At 68.8% G+C, this 13,418-nt stretch carries 13 protein-coding genes; 4 read left to right on the top strand and 9 right to left on the bottom strand.

Annotated features, from left to right (window positions below; translation table 11 throughout):
* Window positions 1-234: 234 nt before the first annotated feature.
* From ACT9F5_RS09510 to ACT9F5_RS09525, 4 genes are all read right to left on the bottom strand, one after another.
* Complete coding sequence (locus ACT9F5_RS09510) at window positions 235-1,293, bottom strand: OmpA family protein (RefSeq protein ID WP_445119704.1); 1,059 nt, start codon at window positions 1,291-1,293, stop codon at window positions 235-237.
* A 58-nt stretch (window positions 1,294-1,351) separates the two neighbouring features.
* On the bottom strand, window positions 1,352-1,780 hold the full coding sequence (locus ACT9F5_RS09515; protein WP_445119705.1) for a hypothetical protein: 429 nt from the start codon (window positions 1,778-1,780) through the stop codon (window positions 1,352-1,354).
* Between the two features lie 110 nt (window positions 1,781-1,890).
* Window positions 1,891-2,661, bottom strand: a complete 771-nt coding sequence (locus ACT9F5_RS09520; RefSeq protein WP_445119706.1) for an ABC transporter permease — start codon at window positions 2,659-2,661, stop codon at window positions 1,891-1,893.
* A complete protein-coding gene (locus ACT9F5_RS09525) occupies window positions 2,658-3,680 on the bottom strand; it encodes an ATP-binding cassette domain-containing protein (RefSeq protein ID WP_445119707.1) in 1,023 nt (340 codons plus the stop codon). Before ACT9F5_RS09525 ends, ACT9F5_RS09520 begins: the two co-directional genes overlap by 4 nt.
* A 155-nt stretch (window positions 3,681-3,835) precedes the next feature.
* Here ACT9F5_RS09525 and ACT9F5_RS09530 point away from each other — a divergent pair, with 155 nt between their 5' ends.
* The 4 genes from ACT9F5_RS09530 to ACT9F5_RS09545 all read left to right on the top strand — a co-directional run bounded on the left by ACT9F5_RS09530 (window position 3,836) and on the right by ACT9F5_RS09545 (window position 8,182).
* Window positions 3,836-4,603, top strand: coding sequence for an FAD-binding oxidoreductase (locus tag ACT9F5_RS09530; protein WP_445119708.1), 768 nt, complete (start codon window positions 3,836-3,838; stop codon window positions 4,601-4,603).
* A 99-nt stretch (window positions 4,604-4,702) separates the two neighbouring features.
* The gene (locus tag ACT9F5_RS09535; RefSeq protein WP_445119709.1) at window positions 4,703-6,229 is read left to right on the top strand and encodes an alpha/beta fold hydrolase; all 1,527 of its coding nucleotides are present in this window, start codon (window positions 4,703-4,705) and stop codon (window positions 6,227-6,229) included.
* Window positions 6,230-6,251: 22 nt separating this feature from the next.
* Window positions 6,252-6,998 (top strand): ATP-binding cassette domain-containing protein, encoded by a 747-nt coding sequence (locus ACT9F5_RS09540; protein WP_445119710.1) that lies wholly within the window; start codon window positions 6,252-6,254, stop codon window positions 6,996-6,998.
* A complete protein-coding gene (locus ACT9F5_RS09545) occupies window positions 6,995-8,182 on the top strand; it encodes an ABC transporter permease subunit (RefSeq protein ID WP_445119711.1) in 1,188 nt (395 codons plus the stop codon). The genes ACT9F5_RS09540 and ACT9F5_RS09545 overlap by 4 nt, the downstream gene beginning before the upstream one ends.
* 127 nt (window positions 8,183-8,309) lie before the next feature.
* Here the strand turns inward: ACT9F5_RS09545 and ACT9F5_RS09550 are convergent, their stop codons facing one another.
* From ACT9F5_RS09550 to rpmH, 5 genes are all read right to left on the bottom strand, one after another.
* Window positions 8,310-9,350, bottom strand: a complete 1,041-nt coding sequence (locus ACT9F5_RS09550) for a TonB family protein (protein ID WP_445119712.1) — start codon at window positions 9,348-9,350, stop codon at window positions 8,310-8,312.
* A 140-nt stretch (window positions 9,351-9,490) separates the two neighbouring features.
* A complete protein-coding gene (mnmE, locus tag ACT9F5_RS09555; RefSeq protein WP_445119713.1) occupies window positions 9,491-10,843 on the bottom strand; it encodes a tRNA uridine-5-carboxymethylaminomethyl(34) synthesis GTPase MnmE in 1,353 nt (450 codons plus the stop codon).
* Between the two features lie 74 nt (window positions 10,844-10,917).
* Window positions 10,918-12,606, bottom strand: coding sequence for a membrane protein insertase YidC (gene yidC / locus ACT9F5_RS09560; RefSeq protein WP_445119714.1), 1,689 nt, complete (start codon window positions 12,604-12,606; stop codon window positions 10,918-10,920).
* A gap of 29 nt (window positions 12,607-12,635) precedes the next feature.
* Entirely contained in the window at window positions 12,636-13,139 is a 504-nt protein-coding gene (gene rnpA / locus ACT9F5_RS09565) for a ribonuclease P protein component (protein WP_445119715.1), read from the bottom strand.
* Between the two features lie 49 nt (window positions 13,140-13,188).
* Entirely contained in the window at window positions 13,189-13,329 is a 141-nt protein-coding gene (gene rpmH / locus ACT9F5_RS09570; protein WP_031374044.1) for a 50S ribosomal protein L34, read from the bottom strand.
* Between the last annotated feature and the right edge of the window lie 89 nt (window positions 13,330-13,418).

Genomic DNA, 13,418 nt, shown 5'->3' on the forward strand with positions numbered 1-13,418 from the left:
TGGAAACCGTCTGCCGTCACATTACTGTGACGGAATTCGCAGTTTTCCGGGCCTGGTTTCGCCGCTGCGAAGCGACTATTCCATCGCGCGAGGGAGTCAATCGTTGCTCATCGCACACCGGCTCAGTGTCGAGTGCCGGATCGCGACGGGTGAGTCGACCAACCGGCTCTGTCGGTGGAATCCCACGAAAGATTCGCGGGATTCGTGATCCGGTGCAGGCCGCGGCGGCGGATCTCAATCCGCCTTGACCAGCTCCACGCGCCGGTTCTTCGCCCGGCCTTCCGCGGTGCCATTGTCGGCAACCGGCTGGTCCTGGCCAAAGCCGTTCGCATCCAGCCGTTCGGCATCGATGTCCTGTGCGGCCAGCGCCGCGACCACCGACGCGGCACGCGCTTCCGACAACTGCCGGTTGTGGGCGGCGTCACCGGTGTCGTCGGTATGCCCGTTGATCGACAGCTCCAGCGCCGGATCGTCCTTGAGCAACTGGACCACCTGCTCGATCTGCGGTTGCGATTCGGGCAGGATCTCGGCCTTGTCGGTCGCGAAATTGACCTGCAGCGCGACCTTGCCGGCGGTGTCGAGCTGCTGCTTCAACTCGCTGGCCGGGAGCAGCGTCGCGGTGGGAGTGAAGGCCTGGGTCTCGGCGATGATCCAACCGCCGAATATGTTGTTGGTCGACAGATGCACCCAGATGTCGCGGTCGGCGCGACGGACCAGATAGGTGCTGGCCGGCTCGTTGTAGACATCGCCTTTGCCGTCGACGTAGCGGATGGCGACATCGTCCTCCTCGTACTGCTCCGTCATCGCGGGCGGTATCCGGCCTTCGGCGATCTTCCTGCCGCCTGCGGCCTCGATCATCGACTCGATATTGCGGCGCACCGCGAGCGGTGAGAAATCCTGGTCGTCCGTGCCTGTGAAACCCGCGGAGTAGATTCGGCCTTCGACCCACACCATCCGGTCACCTACCCAGAACGGGAAGTGGTCGAACTTGAATGTCTGCTCCTCTCCGGACTCCAGTTCCGGGGGCAAGGCGAAGTATGGAAAGGCGCCCAGCGAGGCGTCCGATACCGGCACGCTGTCGATTTCGAACCGGTCCGACACGGTTGATGCGGGTTCGGCGGCATGATCGGAGGGAGCGTCGTCGCGGTCGATCTGGTCGGCTCCGACCTCCGCGCCGTTGGGGCTGTCGGCATCGGCCGGCGCGGGTTCGCCGCCGGAGCAGGCGGCGAGTGCAAAGGGCAACAGGGCGACGAGGATCGCGCGGGGCGCGCGCGGCAGTGTGATGCGCTTCAAAGTGGAATCTCCAGTCATCTCGAAGACAGTGCGAACGGGGGAAGCAGGGCCGGGGCGATCAGATCCCGCCCAGCATCTGCTCGCAGGCACGCGCCTTCTCGTCGGCCGGCGTAACCGCCGCCTTTTCGGCAACGTTCTTTCTGGCCGCGGGTAGTGCTGCCTGGAACGCGGCGTCGAAGTCCGCTGACGAAACGCCATGCCGGGCCGCCTTGTCCTTCGACTTCTGCTTGATGCCCTCAAGCTTCGACTCGCTCGCCCCGCAGTGCTCGGCCCCGACGTACAGCGATACGGCGACCTTCGCCGCGATCGAGCCGCCAATGAGTTCCGGCGGCAGGCCCGGCACGCCCTGTGGCTCGCCAACCGGTGACGCGGCCGCGCCAGGCTCGGCCGCACCCTGGCTGTGCGCCGGGTTGCTGCAGGCCGCCATGGCGAAAGCCGCCAACATGACGGCGAAAAAGGCAGGGGACGACGCGATACGTAGCTTCATGGATTGCTCCTGGATTCGGGGGAGTGTGGCCGGCGCTCCGCGCGCGGCGCACAAACCCTACCACCACCAACGGCACACCCAGGGCGACCCACCGCACAACTCGCGATGGATCAGCTGCGCAACCCCACTCCCCGCTTGAGCAACCACAACGCCAGCGCCGTCAGCACCACCACGAACCCCAGCATCAACACGAATGCGATCCACAGCGGCACGTCGCTGACGCCCAGCAGGCCGTAGCGGAACGCGTTGACCATGTAGAAGATCGGGTTGGCGTGGGTCATCGCCTCGGCCCAGTCGGGCAGCAGCTTGACCGAATAGAACACGCCGCCCAGGTAGGTCAGCGGGGTCAGGATGAAGGTCGGGACGATGGTGACGTCGTCGAACTTCTTCGCGTAGACGGCGTTGATGAAGCCGGCCAGGGCGAAGATCACCGCGCCCAGCAGCACCGTCGCCAGGGTCACCCACGGGTGCGGCATGCTGACATCGGTGAACAGCGAGGCGATCGCCAGCACGATCACGCCGACCGCCAGCCCGCGCGCGACCGCGCCGGCGACGTAGCCGCCCAGGATCACCCAGTTCGGCATCGGGCTGACCAGCAGCTCCTCGACGTGGCGGCCGAACTTGGCGCCGAAGAACGACGAGGAGATGTTGCCGTAGCTGTTCTGGATGATGCTCATCATCACCAGCCCGGGGACGATGAAGTCCATGTACGAGATGCCGTCCATGGTCCCGATCCGCGAGCCGATCAGGCCGCCGAAGATCAGGAAGTACAGGGTCATGGTGATCGCCGGCGGCACCAGGGTCTGGGCCCAGATGCGCAGGATGCGGTGGATCTCGCGGCGGGCGACGGTGCCGAGGGCAACCAGGTTGGGGTGGCTCATGGCGTCTGTTCCGGGGTGGTGCCAGAGGAGGCATCGGGGGCGGAATCGCCGGCGGCGACCATGCGCACGAACAGCTCCTCCAGCCGGTTGCTCTTGGTCCGCATCGAGCGCACCCGGATGCCGGCGTCGCCGAGCGCGGCGAATACGCGGTTGAGGTCCATCGCGCGCGGCATCTCGATATCGAGGGTGTGGTCATCGCGCGCGAGCACGGTGGTGCCCTCGATCTGCGGCAGTTCCGGCGGCAGCGCGCCGTCGATGTCGAGCACGAAGCCCTCGACGTCGAGCTTTGCCAGTAACGTGCGCATCGGCCCGGCGGCGACGATCTGGCCGCGGTCGATGATCGCCAGGTTGCGGCACAGGTACTCGGCTTCTTCCAGGTAGTGCGTGGTCAGGATGATGGTGGTGCCGGCGGCGTTGATCTCGCGCAGGGTCTCCCACATGCCGCGGCGGATCTCGATGTCGACGCCGGCGGTGGGCTCGTCGAGGATCAGCAGGCGCGGCCGGGTCATCATCGCGCGGGCAATCATCAGCCGGCGCTTCATGCCGCCCGACAGGGTGCGGCTCATCATCCGCGCCTTGTCCCACAGCTGCGCACGCTTGAGTTCCTCTTCGGCACGCTGCACCGCGACTTCGCGCGCAATGCCGTAGAAGCCTGCGTAGTTGACCAGGATGTCGAGCGGCTGCTCGAACAGGTTGAAGTTGATCTCCTGCGGCACCAGCCCGATCAGGCGCATCGCCGCGCTGCGGTCGGCCTGCAGGTCGGTGTCGAACACCTTCACCGAACCGGAGCTCAGGTTGACCAGCGAGCTGACGATGCCGATCAGGGTGCTCTTGCCGGCGCCGTTGGGGCCGAGCAGGGCGAAGAAGTCGCCCTCGGCGACATCCAGCGAAACCCCCTTGAGCGCCTCGACACCGCGCTTGCCGGTGCCGGCATCGTAGGTTTTGCGCAGGTCATGGACGGAAAGCGCGGGGACTGCCCCGTCCGGCGCGGCGGCGAGGGCCACCTGGGTCTGGGTCATAGGGTCTGCAAGCCTTTTGGAACCGGGATGGAATGCCGCGCGGGCATGGGCCGCGGGCGATCCCGGTAGTATAGGCGGCTCGCTGCGCGCACCCAGGCGACGCAGCGTTCCAAGCGACTCCCGACCGCCTGGTCTCCGGCTTCCAAGGTTCCCGCGTGGCAATCCAGCACTTCCCGCTCAAGCTCGTCTCCCGCCGCATGCTCGCCCCGAGCGTCGGCCACTACGTGTTCGTGCGCGACGACGGCCAGCCGCTGGACTTCATCCCGGGCCAGTTCATCCAGGTCCACTTCCAGTACGCCGACGGCACCGCGACCAAGCGCTCGTACTCGCTCGCCACCATCCACGACCACGCGATCGGCCCGGGCGAGGCGGTCGAGATCGCGGTCAGCTACGTGCCCGGCGGCGCGGCGACGGCGCTGTTCGAGGGCCTGGACGAAGGCGGTACGGTCGACGCCAGCGGTCCGTTCGGCCGTTTCTGCCTGTTGCCGACCGACGCCAACGCACGCTACCTGCTGATCGGCACCGGCACCGGGGTGACGCCGTACCGGGCGATGCTGCCGCTGATCGAGCAGGCGATCGCCGGGCGCGGCATCAAGGTGGTGCTGCTGTTCGGCGCGCGCACCCCGGACGAGTTGCTGTACGGCGACGAGTTCCGTGCATTCGCGGACAGGCACCCAGACCACTTCCGCTTCGTGCCGTGCTTTTCGCGCGAACTGCCGGAGCCGGGTTCCGACGCCGCCCACGCCGACGTGCGCCACGGCTACGTGCAGCAGTTCCTGCCCGAGTTCGCGCCCGACGCGGCGACCGACATCGCCTATCTGTGCGGCAACCCCAACATGGTCGACGCCTGCTTCGAGTCGCTCAAGGAGTCGGGGCTGGAGGTCAAGCAGATTCGCCGCGAAAAGTACGTCAGCAGCAAGTAGCCTGCCGGGCCGGCTACCGCCTGCCGTTTGTCACATTTTCCGCGCCGTCCCCGTCTGTCATCCTGCAAGGCGATCCGCCTTACGGACCCGAGGGGAAACATGCGCACCACCCGGATACTGCCCATCGCCACCGGCATCGTCGCGGCGATCCTGCTGGCAGGCTGCAACGCCGACAGCGACACCGCCACGGCCGACGCCGCCGCCCGCCATTTCGGCGACATCGGCTTCGCGCCCTGCTCGCTGACCGGCCCCGCCGGCGGCAAGCCCACCGAGGCCCAGTGCGGCACGTTCGAGGTGCCCGAGGACCCGGCCGCGCCCGAGGGCCGCATGATCGCGCTCAACATCGCCTGGTTGCCGGCCAACGAGGGCAACAGCGCAGGCACGGGCGATCCGGTGTTCTTCATCGCAGGCGGGCCGGGCCAGGCCGCCACCGAACACGCCGCGACGGTCGAACGCACCCTGGAGGACGTCGGCAAGAAGCGCGACATCATCCTGGTCGACCAGCGCGGCACCGGCCGGTCCAACCCGCTGGATTGCCGCGACGCCAACGGTGCGCCGATGCCGCTGGACCCGGCGGACGTGCCGGACCTCGAGCAGATGGTCGAATTCGCCCGCCGCTGTGCGCAGGGTCTGGAAGGCCGCGCCGATCCGCGTTTCTACACCACCACCGACGCCGTGCGTGACCTCGATGCGGTGCGCGCGGCGCTCGGGGTCGAACAGGTCAACCTGCTCGGCGTGTCCTACGGTACCCGCGTCGCCCAGCAGTACGCGGCGACCTACCCGCAGCACACCCGCACCGTGGTGCTCGATGGCGTTGCGCCGAACTCGCTGGTGGTCGGCGGCGAGTTCGCCCGCACCCTCGAGGACGCGCTGGCGCTGCAGTCGGCGCAGTGCCACGAGCTGCCCGCCTGCCGCGAGCGCTTCCCGACCGACATGCGCGCGCAGTTGCGCACGGTGATGGCGTCGCTGGAGGCGGCGCCGGTCGAGGTCGACTACCGCGACTCGCGCACCGGCGAGCTGCGCCACGACACCGTCACCGCCGACGCGGTCGGCAGCCTCGCCTTCATGTTCTCCTACGTGCCGCAGACCGCCGCGTTGCTGCCGCTGATGATCGACGAGGCCGCCCATGGCCGCTACGCGCCGCTGATGTCGCTGGTGCAGATGAGTGGCGAGCAGATGCAGGGCCAGATGACCCGCGGCATGCAGTGGTCGGTGCTGTGCGCCGAGGACGCCGGCCGCTATGAGCCCGGCCCCGAAGCCGCCGACACCATCATCGGCGGCGAGATGGCCGAGGCGTTCTTCGCGCCGTGTTCGGTGTGGCCGCATGGCGACGCGCCGCAGGGGTTCCACCAGCCGTTCGTATCGGAGCTGCCGGTGCTGCTGCTGTCGGGCGAACTCGACCCGGTGACGCCGCCGCGCTACGGCGAGCAGGTCGTCGCCAACCTGCCCAACGGCCGCCACCTGGTGTTGCAGGGCCAGGGCCACAACGTCTCGGCGACCGGCTGCATGCCGAAGCTGCTCGGCCAGTTCATCGAGAACGCCGACGCCGATGCGCTCGATACCGGCTGTCTCGACGCACTGCGCTACGTGCCGCCGTTCGTGCACTTCAATGGCTGGGCACCATGACCCGCTTCGCAAGGACCCTCGCATGATTTCCGCTGACAACCTGCACAAGGCGTTCAAGACCAAGACCGGCACGGTCAAGGCGGTCGACGGCGTCCACTTCGATGCCGCCGACGGCCAGATCACCGGCCTGCTCGGTCCCAACGGCGCCGGCAAGACCACCACCCTGCGCATGCTCTACACGCTGATGACGCCGGATACCGGCAAGGTCGTGGTCGACGGCATCGACGCCGCCGCCGACCCGGCCGCGGTGCGCCGCGCGCTCGGCGTGCTGCCCGACGCGCGTGGCGTCTACAAGCGGCTCACCGCGCGCGAGAACATCGCCTATTTCGGCGAGCTGCACGGCATGTCGGCGGCGCTGATCGCACAGCGCACTGCCGCGCTGTCGGCCGCGCTCGACATGGCCGACATCCTCGACCGCCAGACCGAGGGGTTCTCGCAGGGCCAGCGGACCAAGACCGCGATCGCCCGCGCGCTGGTGCACGACCCGCGCAACGTCATCCTCGACGAGCCGACCAACGGCTTGGACGTGATGACCACCCGCGCGATGCGCGGCTTCCTGCAGCAACTGAAATCCGAGGGCCGTTGCGTGATCTTCTCCAGCCACATCATGCAGGAGGTGGCGGCGCTGTGTGACCGCATCGTCATCATCGCCAAAGGCCAGGTGGTGGCCGCCGGCAGCGCCGACGAACTGCGCGCGACGTTCGGTGAATCCAACCTGGAAGACGCCTTCGTCAAGGCGATCGGCAGCGACGAGGGACTGCACGCATGAAGTCGAAATCGATGGCCACGCTGTGGACGGTGCTGCGCAAGGAGCTGCTCGACATCGGACGCGACCACCGCACCCTGCTGCTGGGGCTGATGATGGGCCCGCTGCTGATGCCTGTGCTGATCCTCGGCATGGGCGCGATCTCCGAGAACCGCAGCAAGACGCAGTTGGAGGAGGTGCTGGAGGTACCCGTCGTCGGCGCCGAGCGTGCGCCCAACCTGCTGGGGTTCCTCGCCGGCTACGGGATCGACGCGGTCGCGCCGCCGGCGGACCTGTCTGCCGCGATCGCCAACCAGGATGTCGATGTCGCATTGCGGATCGACGAGGATTTCGCCGCCGACTGGCGTGCCGGTCGCCCCGCCGGCATCGAGATCCTGCATGACAGCACCCGCCGCAATGCCGAGATCCCGGTCGCCCGGGTCCGCGCTGCACTGGCGCTGTACCGCGAGCAGGTCGGCGCATTGCGGCTCTACGCGCGCGGCATCGATGCGGCGGTCGCCCGGCCGGTTACCGCGGCCAGCCTCGACATGGCCACTCCGGAAGCCAAGCGCGGGATGTTGCTGGGGCTGCTGCTGCCCTACTTCCTGATCATGTCGGCGTTCCTCGGCGGCATGGCGCTGATCCTCGACGCCACCGCCGGCGAGCGCGAGCGGCAGTCGCTGGAACCCTTGCTGGCGACGCCGGCACCGCGCGGCGCGATCGTCAGCGGCAAGCTCGCCGCGGCCTGCGTGCTGGGCATGGTGACGCTGCTGCTGACCCTGCTCGCGCTCAAGCTCAGTGCGCTGGCGGGCACGGCGACGGCCGAGGCGATGGACGTGCGGCTCAGCGCGATCGCCAACATGCTGCTGGTGCTGCTGCCGATGGTGTTCATCGGCAATGCGCTGCTGACCTACCTCGCCGCCGCGGCCAAGAGCATGAAGGAGGCCCAGAGCCACATGAGCTGGCTGGTGCTGATGCCGATGCTGCCGACCATCGTGTTGATGGCGAACCCAATCAAGACGCAGTTGTGGCAGTTCGCGGTGCCGTTCCTCGCACAGAACCAGTTGCTGCTGAAGATCATCCGGGCCGAGCCGATCAGCCTGGAGATCTGGGCGGTCTACATCGCCGCGAGTTTCGGACTGGCCGCGGTGCTCTGGTACGCGGCGGTGCGGCGTTACCACCAGGAGAAGCTGGCGATCTCCGGCTGACCGGTGGCGGCGATACTTCGCCCAAGGCCACACACGACAAACCCGGCGGATGCCGGGTTTGTCGTAACTGCCTGGCGGGTCGAGCCGTCCTGTCGAACGGGCCGGCGCCTGGCTCGGCGATCCAGGCTTACCGCCCCGGACTGAAACCGATCGCGCGGCGGGTGGTGACCGGCTCGGAGATCGGCTGGAAGCGCCAGTTCTGGACCGCATCGAGCGCGGCGCGGTCGAACACCCGGCCCGGGTTGGAACGCACCACGCGCGCCGAGGTAACCGAGCCGTCGGTGCCCACCGTGTACTCGACCAGCACCTCGCCGGACTGGCCGGCACGCAGGGCTTCGCGCGGATACTGCGGGCCCGGCATGGCCAGCGGGCGCAGGTCGGCGGCGGTCGGCTTGGCCGCGGCAGCCGCCGCGGCGGCGGCAAGCCGGCGCTGTTCGGCGGCGGCAGCCGCGTCGGCGGCGGCCTTGTCCGCCGCGGCCTTGTCGGCGGCGGCCTTCTCGGCGGCACTCTCGTCCGCGGCTTCCCTGGCGGCCAGTTCACGCGCGGCCTGCTCCTGCTGGCGCTTCTGGTCGGCCAGGCGCTTGCGCTCGAGCTCGGCCTGGGCCTGGGCCTGTTCCTCGGCAGTCACCACCTGCTCGGCGGCACGCTTGGCGGCAGCCTTCTGCTGGGTATCGATATTGGTACGCAGGCGGGCCAGTGCCGGGTGTTGCGGCTCGGCCTTCTCCAGCAACGCGGCGAGGCGCTGGGCCTCGGCGAAGTCACCGCGGTTGATGCTCTGCTCGGTGGCGATGACGGTCATCGGCAGCAGGTCGGTCAACGCACTCGATACCGAGGCATCGCCCGGCGACTTGTCGCGCAGTGCGAGGTAGTACTCGACCGCGTTGTCCCCGGCCGGCGCGTACAGGCGATTGTCGCCGTAGGCCTTGCGGGCGGAGTCGCGCAACTGGTCGGCGCTCAGCGCGTTGACTTCGTCCGAAACCGCGTCCTCGGCGGCGATTGCCGGGGCCTGGGCGGGTGCGACCGCATCGGTGGACGCCGGCGCCGCGCCTTCCGGCGACGCCTGGTCGTTGTTGCAGGCCGCCAGCGCCAGGCCCATGGCCAACACCAGCGACAATTTGGAAACAGCAGGCAACCGGCGCGATTGCCGGGCTTGTGGATTGACGATCATTGACGAACTCCCCTGAAGTGCGGCCTCGCAGGCGCACACGCACAAGGTCGCGAGAGCACGCGGCACTTGTCAAGTTTCCGTGACGGGATGCCGCTGAACGCATGCGGTCGGAAGTCACAAACATGACGTGCGTCACATTTCTACTTGCCGATGCAGAAGCTCGAAAAGATCCGGCCCAGCAGATCATCGGCATGGACCCGGCCGGTGATCTCGCCAAGCGCGTCGTGGGCCAGCCGCAGCGCCTCGGCGGCGAGGTCGAGCGCCTCGTGCTGCAACTGCGCGCGCGCATCGACCAGTGCCGCTCGGGCGCGGTCCAGCGCATCGACATGCCGCGCGCGCGCGGTGAAAGCACCGTCGGTGGCATCCGCGCCGTCGCCCAGCGCAAGCGCACGCAGACGGGCATGCAACTCGTCAAGCCCGGCGCCGGTCCGCGCCGAGACCACCAGGTGCTGCTGCCCGCCGCCAGCGGCCGGGAGCGACGGCGGATGGTCGAGCAGGTCGCTCTTGTTATGCAGCCACAGTCGTTGCGGCACGTTGGCGACCGCATCCATGACCGCCGCCGCGCCGGTATCGGGATCACGTGCGTCGAGCACGACGATCGCCAGGTCGGCACGCTGCAACTCCACTTCGGCGCGGCGCATGCCCTCGCGCTCGATCGCGTCGCCACCCTCGCGGAGGCCGGCGGTATCGACCAGGCCCAGCTCGACGCCATCGATCCGCACCACTTCGTGCAGCAGGTCGCGGGTGGTGCCGGCGATGTCGGTGACGATCGCGCGGTCGCTTCCGGCCAGCGCGTTGAGCAGTGAACTCTTGCCGGCGTTGGGCGGGCCGACGATGACCGCGTGCAGGCCGTCGCGCAGGCGTCGGCCGCGCTCGGCGGCGAGCCGCAGTTGCTCAAGGTCCTGCACCAGCGCGTCGAGGCGAGCTCGCAGTGGGCCACCGCCGAGGGTGTCGAGCGGTTCGTCGGCGAAGTCGATCGCGGCCTCGACATGGATGCGGATCGCCAGCAGGCCATCGGCCAGCGCCTCGACCCGTCGCGAGAACTCGCCATCGAGAGCGCGCCGGGCCGCGCGGGCGGCGCGCAGGTCACCGGCCGCGATCAGGTCGGCGAGCGCCTCGGCCTGCGCCAGGTCGAGCCGGCCTTCGAGGAACGCGCGTTCGCTGAACTCGCCCGGCCGCGCGTGTCGTGCGCCCAGTCCGATGCAGCGCGCGAGCAGGGCTTGCAGCAGTGCCGGACCGCCATGGGCCTGCAACTCGACCACGTCCTCGCCGGTGTAACTGGCGGGTCCGGCGAAAAAGAGTGCGATGCCGTCGTCGAGCGTGCTGCCGTCGCCATCGCGGAAACGCACATGGTGGGCATGCCGCGCGGCCAGTCGCCGTCCGCAGATCGCACCCGCGATTTCCGCCGATCGCAGACCGGACAGGCGCACGATGCCGACCCCGCCGGCGCCGGGTGCGGTGGCGATCGCTGCGATGGTGTCGCGTTGGGACATGGGGTCAGCTTGTCGACTGCCGGGGGTGGACGCAAACAAAAAGCCCGCACGCGGCGGGCTCTTCGTGGGAGTGCTTACGCCTTGATCGGCTCTTCGCTGTACTTCCTGACCATCCACCACTGCTGGATCAGGCCGAGGCCGGCGTTGGTGACCCAGTACAGCACCAGGCCGGCCGGGAAGAACGCGAACATCACGCCCATCACGATCGGCATGAACTGCATCATCTTGGCCTGCATCGGGTCGACGCCGGTCATCGGGTTGAGCTTCTGGGTCGCCCACATCAGTGCGACGTTGATCAGCGGCAACACGAAGTACGGATCGCGCGCGGTCAGGTCCTGGATCCACAGGATCCATGGCGCGTGGCGCAGCTCGACCGATTCCGACAGCATCCAGTACAGCGCCAGGAACACCGGCATCTGCACCAGCAGCGGCAGGCAGCCGCCGACCGGGTTGATCTTCTCCTTCTTGTACAGCTCCATCATCGCCGACTGCAGTTTCTGGCGGTCGTCGCCGTAGCGCTCCTTGAGCTGCGCCATGCGCGGCTGGAACTTGCGCATCTTCGCCATCGATTTGTACTGCGCGGTCGACAGCGGGAACATCACCAGCTTGATGATCACCACCAGCCCGACGATCGCCCAGCCCCAGTTACCGAGCAGGCCGTGCAGCTTGGCCAGCACCCAGAACAGCCAGCCGGCGAGGGTCGCCATCGGGCTGAAGCTGCTGAAGTCGACCGCGCGTTCGAGTCCCGGCACCTGCTGCGACTGGATGTTGGCGACCAGCTTGGGGCCGACCCACAGCCGCGCGGTGGTGGTCGCGTTGGTGCCCGGCGCGACGCTGAAGCTCGGGCCCCTGGCCTCGATCACGTAACGTCCGTCGACCATCTTCAGCGTGTACAGCGCCGGCTGGTCGGCCTGCGGGATCCAGCCACCGAAGAAGTGGTGCTGCAGCATCGCGATCCAGCCGCCGGTGACCTGCAGGTTGAGCGGGCCGTCGTCGATGAAGTCGTCGTACTTGCGCTTGTCGTACTCGCCGGCGCCGAACCATGCCGCGCCCTGGAAGCTGTACTGCTCGACGCTCAGCGGGCCGGACTTCTGCAAGGCACGCGGCACCCGGCTGAGCTGGCGGTAGACGAAGCCCTGCCACGGCGCGCCGCTGCCGTTGACCACCTCGTCGCGGACCTGCACCGCGTAGTCGCCGCGGCGGAAGGTGTAGGTGCGGCGGATGCTGACGCCGTCCGGGCCGGTCCAGGTGAACGGCACCACCACCTGCTCCTCGCCCGGGTCGAGCTTGAAGTCGGCGCCGGCCGGCAGCGCGTCGCGGTCGAGCGCGAAGCCGGACTGGTGGCCCGGGGCCGCGCCGGTCTGGCTGACCCAGCCGCTCTGGGCGACGAAGTAGTTGGCCGCGTCCTGCGCGAACAGCCGGACCGGCGCGCTGTCGTCGTCGGCGGTGCTCGGGTAGGTCAGCAGGTCGGCCTGGCGGACTTCGCCGCCGTCGAGCACGACCTCGAGCACGTCGGTATGCACGGTCACCGCGGCGGCTTCCGGCGTGGCCGCGACGGCCTCGGGTTGGGTGGTGGTTCCGGCCGGCACCGCGGCCATGCTCGGCACGCCACTGGCATCGACCGCTGTCGCGCCCGGTACCGCGGCTACGGAACTGTCCGGCGTCGTCGTTGGCGCTGGCACCTGCTCCTTGTCCCATGCCATCCATAGAAGAGTCGCCACCATCAGCCAGGCGAGGATCAGGAACATGCGGGTCTGGTTCATAGGGAGGCTTTCACGGGCAACAGGAAGGCTCAGTCACCGTCGGACGACGGCGCGGGCGCAATGGGGGAAGGATCGGCGGACGGCGCGGCCGGTGGGGCAAGCGCGGGCATTGTGCCGGTCGTTGCAGGCGTGGGCAACGCGGGCGAAGCCTCGGTGGGAGCCGCCCCGGGCAACACCGCACCGGCGCGCTGCAGCAGTTTCAGGAACGCCTCGCCGACCTGGGGGCCGCTGAGCCGGGCGGCACCGGGTCGTGCGACCACCACATAGTCGCCGTCGACCAGCCCGGCCCGGTGCCGGCGGAAGGTTTCGCGCAACGCGCGCTTGATCCGGTTTCGCCCGACCGCATGTGGGTCGACCTTGCGCGACACCGCCAGGCCCAGCCGCGGACCCTTGCCGGCGGCGACATCGGGCACGTCGACCTGCCAATGCAATGCAAGCACGGGCAGCGCCACGCGCCGGCCGTGCTTGAAGATGCGATCGAAGTCGGAGCCTGCGCGTACCCGCGCGGTGCGCGGGAAGCGGGTCGTCGTCATTGGGTTGGCAACGGCGGCGATGGGCGGCCGCTGCGACACAACGCGCGGTTTAGGCGCAGAGACGCTTGCGACCCTTGGCGCGGCGGCGCGCGAGGATCTTGCGGCCATCGGCGGTCGCCATGCGGGCACGGAAACCGTGGTCGCGCTTGCGCTTGAGGTTGCTGGGCTGGTAGGTGCGCTTGGTCGCCATGGGGACGGCTCTGGGTCTGGTGCGGAAAAGACCGGCAAGTCTAGCGATGGACCGGCGCCCGGGTCAAGCTGTCCCGTACCTGGCGGATT

The organism is Lysobacter sp. F6437 (assembly GCF_052547215.1).